Raw genomic sequence first — 16,541 nt, forward strand, 5'->3', positions numbered from 1 at the left:
GCCGCAACATAGTTCGACTTCGCGCCGCTGCACGCGGAGCGCCCGGACAGCCAGTTGTATGGTATCCAGGCGACTTTCGGAGGTTTGCGATGACACAACCCAACGACGACGTCTGGAGTCCGGCCACCGGCGTCGGAACCACGGCCACACTGGCGGCGGCGGCAAGGGCCGTCGCCACCAGGGACGGGATCATCAACGACGAATTCGCCGAGCCGTTGGTGCGCGCGGTTGGTGTGACGTTTCTGACTCGCTGGGCTAGCGGCGAGCTGGTCGCCTCGGACCTCGACACCGAGGGCAGCCCATGGGGTTTGGCGCAAATGCCTACATCGATTGCGGCCCGCACGCGGTACTTCGACGAATTCTGTGCCGATGCCACCGCGGCGGGCATCCGCCAGGCCGTCATCCTCGCTTCGGGCCTGGATACTCGTGCCTATCGACTCCACTGGCCGAAGGGGACGACGGTGTTCGAGCTCGATCAGCCGGCCGTCATCGAGTTCAAATCCGCAACGCTGGCCGCGCTTGGCGCCGAACCGAAGGTCGATGTGCGCGCGGTCGCGACCGATCTGCGCGAGGACTGGTCGACGGCAGTGGCGAAGGCGGGCCTGGACACCACCAAGGCCACGGCCTGGATCGCCGAGGGTCTGTTCGGCTATCTGGCGCCCGAGGCTCAGGATCGGCTGCTCGATGCCGTCACTGCGCTCAGCGCCCCAGGGAGCCGCCTCGCGAGCGAGGCCGTGCCGAATACGGCCGACATGGATCCCGGCGCAGCGCGCGACCGCATGCGTGAGGCGACGGCGAAGTGGCGCGAGTACGGCTTCGAACTCGACTTCGACGTGATCGCGTTCGAAGGCGAGCGACACGACGTCGGCTCGTACCTCGAGGCGTGCGGCTGGACATCGGTCGCAACGCCAATGGCCGAGTTGCTCGCCGGACACGGGTTGGAAGCGATCGCGCGGGCCGACGACGATCGGCGGACGATGAACGGCGTCACCTACTACACGTCGACGCTGGGTAATCGCCTTTAGGGGCGCCGGTCGGGAGGCGGCGTTCAGCGCCCACTGGGGCAGGCGCGTGCCAGAGTTGCCATTTCGTCGCCGAACTCGCGGTTGACCCGGCCCGCGGCTTTCGCCGATGGCGGCAGTTCCACCTTCAGCGGGTCTTGTTTGCCCAGGTCGTCGTTGACCTGCTTGGCATCTTTCATGAATTCTCGCGCCAGCGCCGCGGCTCGTTGGGCGTGGGGCGCCAGGCCAGGCGCGGTCACCCGGTCGGCGCGCTGCTGCAGGCCGTCCAGCCATGCCTGGTAATCGGCCTCAGCGGGTAGCGAGTCCTGTTCGTAGGAGCCCGGCGGCGCGAACCGCGTCTTCGCCTTCAACGAGGCCTGCATGTCGCGGTTGAAATCGATGAATTGCCGCACACTCCAACAAGGTTGTGCGCGCTCGTCGATGCGCCACGCGACGACCAGACCCGCGGCGGCCACGGCCGCGCACACGATCGTCAGCAACCGCCGGGCGGTCCTGCGCGTACGGAGACTGTTCGCGGCCACGCGACCAACCTAATCGGTGGTCGCGCCGCGCGGCACCGGCTCGCCGGCGATCGGCCGCCCCGACCCAGCAGTCCCGAGCACCGTGACCAAGTGGTCCAAGCCAGAAGCTTTGCGATTGAACGTCGGGGGTCGCCTAGGTAAGCGATAACGGTCCAGCGAAAGACCTGATCTGCAAGGATTGAGCGTCAACGCCGGGGCCGGAGGGGAAGCGTTGTCGTTTCAGAGTCACCGCCTGAGTTTCGGGCTATCTATCGTCGCCGTCGCTGCGGCGGTGTTGAACGCGCTCGCCCCCTGGGGAGCGGCGACCGCGCAACACGTGCAGTTTGTCCTCGAAGCGACGCTGTGTGTCGGCGCATTGCTCGTCGGGCTTGTGGTCGCGGTGCGGGTGGCAGGCCTCTCCCGGTGGTGGCGCGTCGCCCTTCTGGCGGCGATTTCCACGTTTTTGGCCGCCGAGTCTCTCTCACGGCTTCGCGGTACCGCCGGCACCGGCAAGACGGCCCCGGTGCCCGCGGTCATCGGCTACTTCGTCGCTGGCCTCTTGTTCGTCGTCGCGATGCTGTTGCTGGTGCGCGCGGGCCGCGATCACGACGTCCGCACCCCGGTGCGCGTGTGGCCGGGGGTCGTCACGACCGTTCTCGACGGACTGGTGAGCTCGCTGGCGTTCTTCCACCTGGTGTACGTCGCCCGCTTGGGAGCCATGGACGGCGCCGCGCTGCCGCGGTCGACCAATTCCGCGGTCGTTTGGGGGATCGCCGCGGTGGAGCTCGTCACGGTGGTGGGCGCGGTTCTCCTTGCGATGTGGTATCCGCCGTACCGGCCGGGCCGGGCGAACTACATGCTTCTGGCGGCCGCGGTGATCACCCTGACGTCCTCCGACAGGCTGCTCGCCTACCTGCGGAGCGTCGGTGTGACGACGCTGAATCTGTGGGTCGGCGTCGGGTTCGTCCTGTCCCCGCTGTTGATCGCATGGAGTCTGCTCGTCCTGCCTCCGCGGCCCCGCCCCCACGACGACGAGCAGCCAACCAACTGGGCACGGTTGACCCTGCCCTATGTGGGGTTCATGGGCAGCACGGCCCTACTCACGTTTCAGGTGCTGGTCGGTCGAGGGATCGACCCGCTCTTCGCGAGCACCTACTTGGCGTTGGCGTTGCTTGTCGCGACCCGCTACGTGGTGGCGATGCGGGTGCAGCGCATGCTGACCGAACAGCTTGTCGCCGCCAAGCGCCGGCTTGCCTATCAGGCCCACCACGATGCACTGACCGGCCTACCGAATCGATTGCTGTTGGCCGAGCGGCTGGACGAAGCCATCCGCGGCGGCCCGTTCGTCTTGATCTTCGTCGACATCGACGACTTCAAAGAGGTCAACGACCGCTTCGGGCATGCCGCCGGCGACGAGTTGCTCTGCGCGATCAGTGCACGTCTGCAAGAGTGCCTCGGCCAGTCCGACACGCTGGCGCGGATCGGGGGAGACGAGTTCGCCATCCTCACGGCCGGTGCTGTCGACGCACCGGAGATGGTCGCCGACCAACTCCGGGTGGCCCTGCGAAGTCCGTTCTCGGTGCATGGGACGTCGGTGCGGGTGCGTGCGAGCATGGGCCTGGTCAGTCCCGGTCACCACGACGGCCCGCCGACCTCCGACGATCTGCTCCGGCAGGCCGACATCTCGATGTACACGGGGAAGCGGCTGGGCAAAGACACCGCCGTGGTGTACCGCCCGGCGTTCAGCGCTTCCGAAGACTTCACGACGGCGCTGCGGCTCGCGAATGGCGCTGTCCCGCAGGGCTTTCAGCTCAAGTATCAGCCCGTGGTGGCCCTGCCAGACGGGACGCCGGTCGCGGTGGAGGCACTTGCGCGGTGGCGGGCGCCGAGCGGGGTGCAGATTCCTCCTCAAACCTTCGTCTCGCTTGCCGAAGCCAACGGCATGGGGGCACAGCTCGACGCGCTGGTGCTCGATCAGGCTTGTGCGCAGATCCAGCACGCGGGCCTCGATCTGGACCTTCACGTCAACATCGGCGCCGCGCGGCTCGGCAGCATTGATTTCGAACATGCCGTCAGCCGCACCCTGGCGCGGCACGGATTGTCACCGCAACGGCTCGTCCTGGAGATCACCGAAACAGTTCCCATCGTCGATCTCGTCGAGGGAGCGGCCGCCATCAGGCGTTTGAACGAACTGGGCATCAGGGTGGCCCTGGACGATTTCGGCACGGGTTTCAACTCGCTGACCTACCTGCACGAGCTGCCCGTGCAAGTCGTCAAGCTCGACCGTGGCCTGGCCGCAGGCGTCCAACCGGGACGGAACCTCACGCTGTATCGATCGGTCATCGGCTTATGCGAAGCGCTGCGGCTCAAGGTGATCGCAGAAGGGATCGAAACCGCCGAGCAGGCGCAGACGGTCTTTCAGGCCGGCTGCGGATTGGCGCAAGGCCACTTGTTCGGGGCAGCCTCCGGGCTGACCGACATCGTCTCGTCGGCGAAGGGGAGTAGGTGAGGATCGCGGGGCGCTCCATCCGGCGGGAGGTGTGTCCACCCGGGGCAATGATATTGCTCGACAGCATGATAGGAATATGGCCCTCAACGCGAAGGGCGGCCCAACCCGTCGGCGACGACGTGAAATGGCAATAGGGCGGGCTCAGGAAGTATGCCCGTCAGCGGTGTGGGCGGCCGCCGCCCGCTCGGCATTCGGCAACAACAAGGAGCGCACCGCGGCGCGGGGGCCGAAGGGCCGCAGGAGCTGGCTGGCGGGGCGGGAGCGCACGATCTGCGGCCACCAGAACCAGCGCCCCAGCAGGGCCGCGATGGACGGCATCAGGAACGATCGCACGACCAGGGTGTCGAAGAGCAGGCCAATGGCGATGCTGGTACCAATCTGGCCGACGACACGCACGTCGCTGCTGGCCATGGCGCCAAGGGTGAAGGCGAACACCAGTCCGGCCGCCGTCACCACCCCGCCCGTACTGCCCATCGACCGGATGATCCCCGTCTTGATCCCCGCGCCGATCTCCTCTTCGAAGCGCGAAACCAACAGCAGGTTGTAGTCCGAGCCGACCGCTAACAGCACGATGAGGGTGAAAGCCAGTACCAGCCAGTGCAGTTCCAGCCCGAGCAGGTGCTGCCAGATGAGCACGGATAGGCCGAAAGACGCGCCCAGCGACAGCGCGACGGTGCCCATGATGACGAGTGCGGCGACCAGACTTCGGGTCAGGGTCAGCATGATCGCCGTGATCAGGCCGAGCGCTGCCAATACGGCGATCATGAGGTCGTATTTGGCGCCGTCTTGCATGTCCTTGTACGTCGACGCGGTGCCGGCCAGGTAGATGTCGGCGGTCGCCAAGGGACTTTGCTTCACGGCGTCCTGCGCCGCCCGCTTTATGGGACCAACGGGCGCGATGCCTTTCGGCGTCGCGGGATCACCCTTTTGGGTGATGATGTAGCGAGCAGCCGTGCCGTCCGGCGACAAATGCAGCTTCAGGCCCTTCTGAAAGTCGCTGTTGCTGAACACATCAGGGGGTAGATAGAAGGTGTCGTCGTTTTTTGCGCCGTCAAACGCTTTGCCCATGGCCGCGGCGTTATCGCTCATCGCCTGCAGCTGGGCGACCAATCCCGACAGGGTGCTGTGCAGTATCAGTAGCAGTGCCCGAAGGTCTCGCATGGTGGTGATCATCGGCGGCAGCAACGCCACCGTTTGCGGCATGATCTTGTCGAAGTCGCGCGCGTCCGCGAGGAACTTGTGCAGGTTTTCGCTTAGCTCGTCCACCCCGTCCGTGGCGTCGAACGCCGACCGCACCGCCCAACAGACCGGAATGTCGTAACAGTGTCGTTCCGTGTAGAGGTACCTGCGCAGCGGTCGGGCGAAGTCATCGAAATCGGCGATATGATCCCGTATTTGGTCGGTAGTGTTTTTCAGTTCCGCCATTTCACCGACCATGCGGTGAGTCGTGCCGGACAGCTGTTGCATCAGGACCTGCATGCGTTCGACGGTGCTGATCATTCCGCCGAGCTCATCGGCCATCTTCAACATATCGGCCAACCGGTCTTTGAGATAGCCGAGGTTCTCGACCATGCTGCTGCTTTGCGCGCTTATCTGAAAGGCCAGGGAACTGTGCTCGATCGGTGCCCCCAGCGGGCGGGTTATCCCTTGCACCCGGGCAATGCCGGCCACCCGGATGATCCTCTTGGCGATCCGGTCCAACACCAGCATGTCGGTCGGATTGCGCATATCGTGATCGGTTTGGACCAGCAACATATCCGGATTCAGCCGGCCCACCGCAAAATGGCGGTCGGCGGCTTGGATTCCCTGGTCGGCCGGCGTACTGGTCGGGATGTAATGGCGGTCGTCGTAACTGGTCTTGTAACTCGGCAATACCAGCAGGCCGACCAGTGACACCGCGAGAGCCGCGGCCAGCACGGCCCCGGGCCAACGAACGACCGCGGTGCCGATCCGCCGCCACCGACGGGTGCTGATCGTGCGTTTGGCGTCGAGCAAACCGCGGCGACTCGCTACACTGAGAACGGCCGGCGCCAGGGTGAGCGCGACCAGGACGGCAACGGCCAGGCCGATTCCCGCCGGAATCCCCAGGCTGTTGAAGTAATTGAGTCGCGTCAGGCTCAGGCACGAGATCGCACCGGCGATGGTCAGGCCCGAGCCCAAGACGATTGGCGACACACTACGGAAAGTGGTGTAGTAGGCCGTCTCTCGGTCCTCGCCCGCCTGGCGGGCCTCCTGGTAGCGGCCGATGAAGAAGATGCCATAGTCCGTCCCGGCCGCGATCGCGAGGGTCGTCAGCAGATTGGTTGCAAAGAACGTCAGCCCCAACACGTTTTGGTCGGCGAGGAGGGCAACCAGTCCGCGTGCCGCGCCCACGCCGATTCCCATGAGCGCAAGCAGAATCAAAACGGTGGACAGCGAACGGTAGACGATGAACATCATAATCGCGATGACGACGATGCTGATTGTCGTCATCATGATCATGCTTTTGTCTCCGGCGTCGAGCAGATCGGCGCTCAGCGCTCCCGATCCGGTGACGTAGGCCTTGACCCCGTTTGGCGGCGGGATGCGCGCCACGACCTTGCGGACGCCGGTGAGGGCTTCGTTGGCCGCGGTTCCGCCTTGATTGCCGGCAAGGTTCAACTGAACGTATGCGGCCTTGCCATCACGGCTCTGAACACCGGCCGCTGTGGCCGGATCTCCCCACAGGTCCTGAACGTGCTGTACGTCTTTCTTGTCCCGGGACAGTTCCTTGATGACGTCGTTGTAGTAGCGGTGCGCGTCGGCTGCGAGCGGTTTTTCGCCTTCCAGGACAAGCATCGCCACGTTGTCGGAGGTGTATTCGTGGAAGGTTTTGCCGATGCGCTTCATGGCCTGCGTCGAGGGCGCGTCTTTGGTGCTGAGCGCGACCGCATGCTCGCGCCCGACGACTTCCAACTGCGGGACGGCGAGGTTCAGCAGCGCCGTGATGGCGACCCAGAACAAGATGATGGGGATCGCGAATCGGCGGACAATCCGCGCCAGCCGCCGGCGCCCGCCCCCGTCGGCGCTCACGCCGCCTTCACCAGACAGGACGCCAGGGCGTGCTTGCCGTTCGTGGACTGCTGGTCTCGGACCTCGCCATTCACAATGATCCGGCAGCCGATGCGGTCACCGTCGCCTTGCGCCACCACGTTGGCGAAGACGGCCGGGAGCCGCGTGGTTATCGTGTACGACCACGGCAGACTCCGGACCTCGACGTCGCGGGGCGCGGCGCCCGCATCCAGATAATTGATGCTTGCCAGAGTGGTTGGCGAGCCATAGATCTCGTAGGTCACCTGTTTGTGGATCACGGGCTCGATCACGGCTGCGACATCGCCGGCCGAGCTTTTCTGGTGCGAGCCGAACATGCCGCGCAGGTGCGAGACCGAAAGGCCGGCAAACCCAAGAACTAGCGCTACGGCCAGCGGCACCCATGCTCGCTTGAGTAGCCCTACCATCGAAACCCCTTTTTGCCATCATCATTGGCACCCGCGGTCGTGCTATCCGGGAGGCCGGGTTCTTTGGAACTCGGTGCGCGGCGTGCCAGCCGCAGCTTGCCCCCGAAATCGTTCCCCAAACCTGGGACCGCGGAACAAATGTCGACACCAACGTTTCAGCCATGCGGGCACGGGTACGGGCTTGCCAGATCGCACGGCCGCGCGGCGGCCGACAGGAGGAGACAGTGATGAACCATCGGAACCGGCCGGAAATGGACTACGGAGCGGTCGGGATGCCCAAGCCGCAGGGATGGACTCTCGAGCGCGTCGTGAACCTGCTAGCGGGAACCGTGGTGCTCACCAGTTTGCTGCTGGGGCGGGAGCGGTCGCGCCGGTGGCGCGCGCTGACGGGGTTCGTCGGTGCCAACCTGCTGTTGGACGCCGCCATCGGATGGTGTCCAACCAGTCTGCTATTGCATCGCCTGGGCATTCCCACGGAGGCCGAGCGTGCGCAGGATCGCTCATGCGCGGCGTGATCGACAGACACCGATGCAATAACCGCGCGGGGGAGAAGGGAGCTGATCGTGGACGGCTTGAGCCAAGCGCAGTTAGCCCGGCCAGCGTTGGCATAGCTCCTCGGACGCCCATGCCGGCCACGTCGGTGCGCCGATGACGGTGCCGGCGGTCAGTTGCGCGACGATTCGGGGCCCACTCACGCGTGAGTTGTCGTAGACCGTTGCCGTGTCGGCGATCTCGATCGCATCGGCCACCAAGTGCCATAGTCGGCGGTGCCGTTCGCGGATCTTGCCCTCGGGAACGTCGTGACCGCCGTGGCGGACGCGCCGCCGCACGCGTTCGACGGCGAGCTCCTCGGGGATCAGCATCACGTGCAGGACGGTGACGTAGCCCGCATCGTGAGCGGAGCGGATCAGCTGCAGCTTCGACGGATGGGAGAAGACGGTCTCGGCGATGAACGAGACGCCGGCATCGATCAGCTTGGCGCGGGTGTCGGCAGCGATCCGCGCCGCGTCGTAGGCGTGCCCAGCCGGCTCGTCGGGCCAACGCTGCTTGGCGATCTCGTCGGCGTTGACGAATACGCTGCGTGGCAACAACGGGGCCAACGTGAACGCGATAAACGTCGACTTACCAGCGCCGTTCGGGCCGACGACGAGGTCGAGCCGCTTCACCGCCGCCTCGCGAAGTCACGGCTCATCCGTCGACGTGCACAACCGAGGTAGTGCCGTCGGGCCGGTATTCGACGATTTCGCCGTCGTCGTTGAGCGCCACTGTCGTGATGCCACGCGCCGACAGCATGTCACCGTAATGGGCGGTCGCGAGCGACTCCTCGATAGCGGCCGAGATCTCTGCGTTGAAGACGAGCCCCTCATCGTCGGACAGCTGGCCGGTGTCCAGATCACCGGCCAGCGCGGCCTCGATGCGGCGACGCGAGGCGGTCTGATGGCTCGACACCGCCCGGCCTACCCGAGCCCAGTGATCGAGTTGCTGCTTGGCCGAACGACTTTGGCGAGCACCCTCGGCGGCCGCGCTGTCCACCAGGTCGGCGGCAACCCGGGTGACGCGGTCGGCGACGTTGGTCATATATACCTCCTGTAGCAGAATGCTACGCCTTGTAGCGGAATGCTACAAGGTTAGTCCCTGGGCCCTCGGGCGCCTGCCGGCGAGAAGCTTGCACCGGCAATCCTTCCCCGGGTGCGCTGGCGTGCCGTCGATCACCGCGGCGTAAGTTCGTTGGGAGCCACCGCGGCCACCCGCGCCAACTCGAGCGGTTCGGTCATGGTCCGGCCCGGGCGCGTAGGTCAGCGGCAAACTCGACCCACACCACAGGACGACGCGGGGAGGAGCCCATGAGAACGATCGCATGTCGCCACCCGGCAGTGGTCGGCCTGGCCGCCGTCGTCGCGCTCATCGCTGTGGCCTGCAGCAATGGCAAGAGCGTCGACGGGTCGGCACCACCTCAGGTCGGTGCGCATGCCATCTCCACGTCTCAAGCCCCGGCGCGGCCCACCGAGGTCAAGCTCATCGGGGAGGGCGGCGTCGAGGTGGCCCTGACCGGCCCGATCGCCGCCAAGTACTCGTCGGCAACCGAGGATCAGAAGAATGCTCTCGGCAAGCCGCTGACAGGTGACCGCAATGCGGGAAAACGGGCAAGTGGCTTGGTATTCCAGCAGTTCCAAGGCGGCGTGATCACTGCGAAGAACGACGAGCCGGGCACGCCTGCGTTTATCACCACGGGCAGGATCCGGGAAGCATGGAATGTCCCGCGCGACCCGAACGGCGTGCCCGCGATCACCACCGGCACTAACGGTTCGGCAGGTCCGCTGGGCTTTCCGACCAGCGACGTGAACGCCGTCGACGGTCAGCTCCTGGCCAACTTCGAGCACGGCAAGATCGAGTACGACCTCAAGACTGGCCAGGTCGAGGTGACGGTCAACGGCAAGGCCGTGCCGTCGGGGCTGTAGTCACGAACCCGGTGAATGTGTCGGCGGCAGGCTCGCCGAAGTACGAATCGCAAAATTATCGGCGCTCGATCGCGCTACGAAATCAATTGGCGCATAAGGCGACTACGGATACGGCGACCGCTACCGGTAACCCTCCATATTTGATTCGTGCATATTCTCCCCGAGCCTCCGGAGGTGGGATGGGCGCTCGCGGGTCACCGCACCGGTGGCGAGCCGGGCGCGGTAGGGATCAGGGGGATGGCGCGGGCGCCGGGGACTTGGCCGTCCCGGGCAAAGCCGCAGTTCCGTGCAGGCACTGCTGGTATTCCGGACTACCCGGGACGTTATCGGCACCGCAGTTGCAATCGTGAACTTGCGCGGGATTGCCAAGCGAATCGCAAAAGTCGCTAGCTGGGGCCGATGGTGCGGCCCACACGACACCGGCGGTCAAGGCTGCTGCTAGACCACCGACAGTGGTTATCAATACTCTCGCCTTCACGTTGGACTCCTCTCCTCCCGAAGCCGACGGCACTCTGCTGCCGCGGATCGCACTAGCCGAACAGTAGGACTTTTCATCCTCCGGTATTCACCGCGAACCCACCACCGCGGAGCCCGGGGTGGGCCGCTCGAGATGATCGGGCGTGGTTCACCGACCGGTAGGTTTGCTGAAGGGTAGCGTTAGGGCGCTACTCTTGGCTGAATGTGGTGTATGATCTGGTGTATGAAGCGCACCAACATCTACCTTGATGAGGAGCAGGCGGCCAATCTCGACAAGTTGGCCGAGCAACAGGGCGTTTCGCGTGCCGAGCTCATCCGCCAATTGCTAGGCACGGCTCTCAACAACTCCGACGACAATCTCGAATCTGACCTGAATGCGATTGAAGAGTCGTTCGGCGCGCTTCGTGATGTGGAATCGCCCGATCGCCGTCCCGGCGGCCGCGAGGAGCACCTCGACCGAATGTGGCGCCGCACCTCGTGATCCTGGTCGACTCGGACATCCTCATCGCTCACCTTCGCGGCCTGGACGCGGCACGGCATTGGCTCGTCCAAGCTCGACAGGAGGGGCCTTTAGCTATCAGCGTGGTGTCAATCGCGGAGCTCGTCGGTGGGATGCGAAGCGCCGAGCGACGAGAAGTGTGGCGGCTGCTGGCGTCGTTTCGCACCGAACCAGCCACCGAGATCATCGCGCGCCGGGCCGGCGACTTCAGGCGGCGATACCGGGCGAGTCATTCAAGCATTGGCCTGGGTGACTATCTGCTCGCCGCGACTGCCGACGTGAAGGGCTATCAAGCGGCGACGTTGAACGTGAAGCATTTCCCGATGTTCAAGAACCTGCGGCCGCCATTCGCCCTCTGAGGAGGAGCGATTGAAAGTCGTTGACCAGCAATGCAATACCGTGGACGTTACCTGACATAATGTCGCTTATCGGCACAACGCGGACCACCGCGTTCGCGCGAACGCACTGCCAGCCGCCCAGATCGAGCGGCTCACCAGGCGATTTGGGACGCCGGCGAGTTCTCCACCCACGTGACCACGCCCCGCCAGCGCGACCGTCGTGATGGTTGGCGTCAACGATCAAGGCAATGACCCGGGCGCGGGGCGTTTACCTTGTCCGCGGCCGGGCACCGGTCTATACCGGCACCGGCCCTCTCCTCCCCGCCCATCGCCATCAATACGTCACCGTGACGAATTGCAGTGCGGCGCAGGACTATTTGGATGCGGGCGGCCACGCTTTAGTTCAGCTTGTGCCCCCAGCGCTTGGGGCGCGTGCGGCGATGCGTGTCCGTCGACCAGAGGTGGCCGCAATCCGAGCACTGCAAGTGCACCAGGGTGCCCTTGTTGCTCAGGAGGTATTGCCAGTGCGTGTCGCAGTTGCGACTACTTCGGCACACACCACATTTGGCGCCGTGATCGCAGCGCGGACAGGGCAGCCATGCGCGGCGGCCACGGTCGGCGGTCGGATCAATCGGTAACACGAGCTGTCGTCCGTTCGGGCAGCACGCCGGCGCGGACCAACTCGTCATAGACCCGTTGCTGCTCCTCGTCCAGATTCGAGTACAGCATTTCGTAGGCCTGCTGTTCCGCGCCGAGTACAGCGATCGGGTCATAGTCGTCACCGATCGCCGCGAACATCGCGCTGCGTCTGCGCGCCTCGTCGAGTGTCAGGTCATAGGCGAAGTCGAGGTCGGCCATCGCGCTCCCAGCCATTAGATAGATAAGCAAACGAATGGCCAGCATGACCCGTTCGGCGCCGATCGGGCTATGACCCGTGTCACTGTCTTCGGTTGACGTTCGTCACACAGGGGCCCCTGTCCCCCGTTCGCCTTCGGCCAACCACCAACCAGGCAATACGTCACTGTGACGAATAATGCTGCGCTGCAGGGTTATTGGCGAAGCACCTACAGATCGCCCGCCTAGCCCGACACGGCCACCCGCGGCGGAAAGTACATCTCTTGTTCCACCGTGCACACCAGCGCGCCGCTGCGGTTGAACATCGTCCCACTGGCCAGCGCCAGCGGACCAGCGCTGCTCGGCGACGACCGATCGTAAAGAAGCCAGTCCGACAACACCGCCGAACCGTGGAACCACACCGAATGATCACGTTGAGCTGAGGCCCCGACACCACCGCGTGCCGCGTATGCCGGCTCGGTCAACGTCACCGCCGACAGATAGGCCACCAGGCTGGCGGTCAGCACCGGATCATCGGGAACCTGCCCTTCGGGTCGCCACCACATGCGCGCTCGCGCGGGTGGAGCGACCTCGGTGTCGATGATCCGGCGCTCGAACCAGCGCAGGCTCGCCCACCGCCCTTGAGAGCTCTCGTCGGACTCGGCCAGGTGTGGCGCTACCCACGGCAGGGACTCCGGGCCGGGAACCTCTGGCATGGGCGGTTGGTAAACGACCTGAGCGGGCGAAGAGTCGGCGGCTTTGAACGAGGACATCGCTTCCATCAGGACCTTGCCGTCTTGGCGCGCGGTGACCCGTCGCGCCGAGAACGTCCGGCCCTCTTGGAGGTCGACAACCTCGAAGTCCACGGGTCGGCGTGAATCGCCGGGGCGGAGAAAGTACGTGTGGACGCTGTGCGGTAGGCGACCCGGCGCGGTGTGGCTTGCCGCCAACAAGGCCTGAGCCGAAATATGCCCGCCGAGAATGTGGTTGGCGGGCGCGGGCAACTGCTGCCCGACGAAGAGCCATCGGCCGACCCTCTCGAGCTCCAATGTGGCGAGCACGTCGCCGAGCGAAGATGACATCGATTCGTATCTTGCCGGATCGATCATCCCGCGCTGAGGCGCCGGTACCGCGCGAGCCGCCGGAGACCCTGCGCCGACGCCCGCCCCGACGCGGGCTGCAGCGCGTGGTCAAGTCGCGCGCGGACACCGTCGATGTCGAGATCCATCCCGATCGCCACCAGGCAGTTGGCCATGGTGCCCCGCGGTGCCTTGCCGATATGGCTTGCGCTCCCCACCATGTTGACGACGTACTCGTGGACGGCCGTGCGATGCCGCACCGCCACGACGCCTTTCAGCCTGAACACCCGCGCCGGCGGGTCTTCGAGAAGGTCGAACAGGGCATCGGGGTCGACGCAACCACGGCTACTGACGGTAACGGCATCCGCATGGGCATGGTCATGGACGTGGTCATCGTCGCGCTCGTACGCCAGATCCAGAAACGAAAGCTGCCCTACCACTTCGGACGCCGCGGACGCGTCGAATAGCAGCCCTCGGTCTATCCGGCCACCCGTCGTGCCCACGACGTGTACGCGCGGGTTGCGTTGCGTCGCACGCTGTGTGACGCGTCGCACCACTGCCGACCGCTCCCCCTCAGGCACCTGGTCGAGCTTGTTGACGACGATCAGCGACGCCGCGCCGTAGCGGACCGGGGACAGTGCGCCGCAGTCGACGGTGTCGAAATGATTCACGGCATCGACGACGTCGATGAGCCCGCCCGGTCGAACTCCGCGAATCTCACCGAAGGCGATGAGCCGCGCGATTGCGACCGGATCGGCAAGACCGCTGGCCTCGACGATGATCGCGTCGAGGCGGCGAACCGGGTCGGCGAGCTTGATGAGTGCCTCGTCGAGCCCACCACCGTCGGGCAGGCAACAGATGCAGCCTCCGGCGATCGAGGCCGGCTCGTCGACCTGGCCGGCCACCAAACCGGCGTCGACGTTGATGTCGCCGAAGTCGTTGACCACCACGCCGATTCGCGTGCCAGGTTGGCGTAAGAGGTGGTTGAGCAACGTCGTCTTGCCGGCCCCGAGATGACCAGTGAGCGCGATGACGGGTATCGCAGTCAAGCCGCACCCTCCACATCGCCATCCGGACCTCCCGAATGCTAACCGGCGCGGGATGCACGACCTGCCGCCCGGGGTGTTCGGTGCCGTACAACGCCCGGATCGACCCTGCTCGATGACGCCGTCGGCGCGCACCCTCGCATCTGTAGTCCGTATATACAGTCAATTGTCAGCAATAACTCCGTATATGCGGCTGGAAATGACCGTAGACTCCTATTCGGCGGCTAATTGAGTCGGAAGGAGCCAGCGGTGCTTTGCCTCGACGGCGAGACGCGGGTGCGGCGCCGCCCCGCGCGGACGGGCCGACGATGACGGCGCCGATCTGGATGGCGTTTCCGCCGGAGGTCCATTCGATGCTGTTGTCCAGCGGGCCGGGGCCTGGACCGTTGTTGGCCGCGGCGGGTGCGTGGAACGCACTGAGCACCGAGTACGCCGCGGTCGCCGGCGAACTCACCTCGCTGCTCGGTGAGGTTTCGGCCGGGTCTTGGGACGGGCCGAGCGCGGCCGCGTACCTTGGCGCCCACGCGCCGTATCTCGACTGGCTGACGCGGTCCAGCGCGGCCAGCGCAGCAATGGCCGCCCAGCAGGAGGTGGCGGCGGGCGCGTACACGACGGCGTTGGCCGCGATGCCGACGCTTGCCGAGCTTGCCGCCAACCACGCGACGCATGCGGTGCTGGTGGCTACCAACTTCTTTGGCATCAACACGATTCCGATCGCGCTGAACGAGGCCGATTACTCGCGCATGTGGGTCCAGGCCGCCACGACGATGAGCACCTATCAGGCCGTGTCGACTACGGCGGTCGCCGCGGCACCGCCCGCCACGGCGACGCCGCCAATCATGAAAGCCGATATGGGCACGAGCGGCATGGGGTCGGGTTCGGGAATGAACGGTGGCTCCGGGATGAGCGGCGGCAACCCCTACATCATGGGCACCTCACTACCCCAAAACCTCCAAGAGTGGCTTCAGGCGCTGTTCCCCTTCAATCCCTTTTCGCCGCAGGGCTGGTCGATGCACCCGAGTTTGTCGATGTTCCTCTCGCGGGCGGAGACCCTGATTCCCATGTACGCGCACAACCCCGCGCAGCTATTCGAGACGATCGTGATGCTGGCGCTGCAGTTCGTGATTCACCGAACGCTCGTGCTGATCAACCTGCTGCTGTTCAATCCGGCCGGTCTGCTGAGTTTCTTTCTGAGCAATCCCGTCTACGCCCTCAGCCTGGTCACCCCGGTGCTGGCGGTTCCCGCCGGAGCGGCGGGCGGCTTGGCGGGGCTGGCCGGCCTTACGGCGGCGACGCCGGTCCCCGCCGCGGCGCCGATCCCGTTGCCGCCCGCGACGATTCCGCTCGCCCAGGCCCCGCCGATTCCCGCGGTCTCCGCGGCACCGACGGTCAGCGCCGTTCCGTTGCACGCGGCCACCCCAGTACCGGCGCCCGCGCCGGCCGCCGCCGCCAGTCCCGTGGCGCCGCCCGCCCCGCCGCCCACCGTCGTCGGGCCCGAAAGCGCCATGGCCGCCCAGAATGTCGTGTCGCCGTACCTGGTGGGGGCGCTTGGCGCTGGGTCGGAGTCCAGCGTTGCCCAGAAGGCGCGAAAAACGACCCTGGCCGCCGCCGGCGCCGAGGCCACCGCGCCGGCGCCGGTCGCCCAGATCCGGCAGTCCCGACGTGGCCGCGGGGCGGTACCCGGCCGCACACACCGGGGTTATCGCTACGAATTCCTGGACGGGGAGCCGGAATTCGGCGCCCCGAGTGACATGCCTCTAGCTTCCGCGACGGTCTCCGACCGGGGGGCGGGGCCGCTGGGCTCCGCGGGCACTGCGGCCACACGGAGCGCTGCCGGACTGACCAGGCTGGCCGGCGGCGGATTCGGCGGCGGACCGACGGTCCCGATGCTGCCCGGTGGGCCAGCCTCGCGTGAGCGCTGATCAGCCGCCGGGCGCCGACCAGTGCACCACCTTCATGGCGGTCATCTCGTCGAGCAGTTCGGGCCCGAAGCCAAAGCCCGTGCCGCTGGCCCGCCGGGGTTCGGAGGCTCCGCCGGGTGCGCCGCCGAAGACGGCGTTGATCTTCACGGTCCCCACCGGAAGGCTGCGCCACGCCTCCTGGGCATGGGCCATGTTGGCGGTCAGCACGGTGGCGGCCAGCCCGTAGCGGTCGTCGGCGGCTTCGGCCACCGCGGCGGCGAAATCCGGGACCACCCGCACCGGCGCGATCGGACCGAACGTCTCTTCGCGCATGACCAGCATGTCGGGGGTGCAGTCGGTCAACACGGTGGGCGGATAGAACGAGCCGGGACCGGCTTGCT

16 protein-coding genes are annotated in these 16,541 nt (G+C 66.0%); 7 read left to right on the top strand and 9 right to left on the bottom strand.

The annotated features are described in order from the left end of the window. Positions 1-89: 89 nt before the first annotated feature. On the top strand, positions 90-1,025 hold the full coding sequence (locus tag HMPREF0591_RS18780; RefSeq protein ID WP_007170227.1) for an SAM-dependent methyltransferase: 936 nt from the start codon (positions 90-92) through the stop codon (positions 1,023-1,025). A gap of 23 nt (positions 1,026-1,048) precedes the next feature. Here HMPREF0591_RS18780 and HMPREF0591_RS18785 read toward each other — a convergent pair whose 3' ends face one another. Beyond that, positions 1,049-1,543, bottom strand: coding sequence for a hypothetical protein (locus HMPREF0591_RS18785; RefSeq protein WP_244268952.1), 495 nt, complete (start codon positions 1,541-1,543; stop codon positions 1,049-1,051). Between the two features lie 211 nt (positions 1,544-1,754). Here HMPREF0591_RS18785 and HMPREF0591_RS18790 point away from each other — a divergent pair, with 211 nt between their 5' ends. After that, on the top strand, positions 1,755-4,031 hold the full coding sequence (locus tag HMPREF0591_RS18790; RefSeq protein WP_040623099.1) for a putative bifunctional diguanylate cyclase/phosphodiesterase: 2,277 nt from the start codon (positions 1,755-1,757) through the stop codon (positions 4,029-4,031). Positions 4,032-4,172: 141 nt separating this feature from the next. Here the strand turns inward: HMPREF0591_RS18790 and HMPREF0591_RS18795 are convergent, their stop codons facing one another. Next, positions 4,173-7,082, bottom strand: a complete 2,910-nt coding sequence (locus tag HMPREF0591_RS18795; RefSeq protein WP_007170230.1) for an MMPL/RND family transporter — start codon at positions 7,080-7,082, stop codon at positions 4,173-4,175. Further along, on the bottom strand, positions 7,079-7,507 hold the full coding sequence (locus HMPREF0591_RS18800) for an MmpS family transport accessory protein (RefSeq protein WP_007170231.1): 429 nt from the start codon (positions 7,505-7,507) through the stop codon (positions 7,079-7,081). The genes HMPREF0591_RS18795 and HMPREF0591_RS18800 overlap by 4 nt, the downstream gene beginning before the upstream one ends. Positions 7,508-7,734: 227 nt before the next feature. Here HMPREF0591_RS18800 and HMPREF0591_RS18805 point away from each other — a divergent pair, with 227 nt between their 5' ends. After that, positions 7,735-8,022, top strand: coding sequence for a YgaP family membrane protein (locus HMPREF0591_RS18805; RefSeq protein ID WP_244268954.1), 288 nt, complete (start codon positions 7,735-7,737; stop codon positions 8,020-8,022). 72 nt (positions 8,023-8,094) lie between these two features. Here the strand turns inward: HMPREF0591_RS18805 and HMPREF0591_RS18810 are convergent, their stop codons facing one another. Both HMPREF0591_RS18810 and HMPREF0591_RS18815 read right to left on the bottom strand, forming a co-directional pair. Further along, positions 8,095-8,673, bottom strand: coding sequence for an ATPase (locus HMPREF0591_RS18810; protein ID WP_007170233.1), 579 nt, complete (start codon positions 8,671-8,673; stop codon positions 8,095-8,097). Positions 8,674-8,695: 22 nt separating this feature from the next. After that, entirely contained in the window at positions 8,696-9,085 is a 390-nt protein-coding gene (locus HMPREF0591_RS18815) for a TA system antitoxin ParD family protein (protein WP_007170234.1), read from the bottom strand. 266 nt (positions 9,086-9,351) lie between these two features. On the opposite strand from HMPREF0591_RS18815, the gene HMPREF0591_RS18820 reads away from it, so the two are divergent. The 3 genes from HMPREF0591_RS18820 to HMPREF0591_RS18830 all read left to right on the top strand — a co-directional run bounded on the left by HMPREF0591_RS18820 (position 9,352) and on the right by HMPREF0591_RS18830 (position 11,301). After that, the gene (locus tag HMPREF0591_RS18820) at positions 9,352-9,966 is read left to right on the top strand and encodes an LGFP repeat-containing protein (protein WP_040623101.1); all 615 of its coding nucleotides are present in this window, start codon (positions 9,352-9,354) and stop codon (positions 9,964-9,966) included. A gap of 700 nt (positions 9,967-10,666) precedes the next feature. Further along, entirely contained in the window at positions 10,667-10,924 is a 258-nt protein-coding gene (locus HMPREF0591_RS18825; protein WP_040623102.1) for a ribbon-helix-helix domain-containing protein, read from the top strand. Beyond that, a complete protein-coding gene (locus tag HMPREF0591_RS18830) occupies positions 10,921-11,301 on the top strand; it encodes a type II toxin-antitoxin system VapC family toxin (protein WP_040623363.1) in 381 nt (126 codons plus the stop codon). The genes HMPREF0591_RS18825 and HMPREF0591_RS18830 overlap by 4 nt, the downstream gene beginning before the upstream one ends. A 606-nt stretch (positions 11,302-11,907) precedes the next feature. Here HMPREF0591_RS18830 and HMPREF0591_RS18835 read toward each other — a convergent pair. The 3 genes from HMPREF0591_RS18835 to HMPREF0591_RS18845 form a co-directional block, all read right to left on the bottom strand. Further along, positions 11,908-12,138 (bottom strand): DUF6400 family protein, encoded by a 231-nt coding sequence (locus tag HMPREF0591_RS18835; RefSeq protein ID WP_244268956.1) that lies wholly within the window; start codon positions 12,136-12,138, stop codon positions 11,908-11,910. Positions 12,139-12,359: 221 nt separating this feature from the next. Beyond that, complete coding sequence (locus tag HMPREF0591_RS18840; protein WP_040623103.1) at positions 12,360-13,196, bottom strand: acyl-CoA thioesterase; 837 nt, start codon at positions 13,194-13,196, stop codon at positions 12,360-12,362. A gap of 23 nt (positions 13,197-13,219) precedes the next feature. Continuing rightward, positions 13,220-14,242, bottom strand: coding sequence for a CobW family GTP-binding protein (locus HMPREF0591_RS18845; RefSeq protein ID WP_007170241.1), 1,023 nt, complete (start codon positions 14,240-14,242; stop codon positions 13,220-13,222). A 305-nt stretch (positions 14,243-14,547) separates the two neighbouring features. Here HMPREF0591_RS18845 and HMPREF0591_RS18850 point away from each other — a divergent pair, with 305 nt between their 5' ends. Continuing rightward, positions 14,548-16,161 (top strand): PPE family protein, encoded by a 1,614-nt coding sequence (locus HMPREF0591_RS18850; RefSeq protein ID WP_007170242.1) that lies wholly within the window; start codon positions 14,548-14,550, stop codon positions 16,159-16,161. On the opposite strand, the gene HMPREF0591_RS18855 is transcribed toward HMPREF0591_RS18850, so the two are convergent. Beyond that, the coding region (locus HMPREF0591_RS18855; RefSeq protein ID WP_007170243.1) for an aldehyde dehydrogenase family protein at positions 16,162-16,541 on the bottom strand (380 nt) is incomplete at its 5' end.

Source organism: Mycobacterium parascrofulaceum ATCC BAA-614 (genome assembly GCF_000164135.1).
Taxonomy (GTDB): domain Bacteria; phylum Actinomycetota; class Actinomycetes; order Mycobacteriales; family Mycobacteriaceae; genus Mycobacterium; species Mycobacterium parascrofulaceum.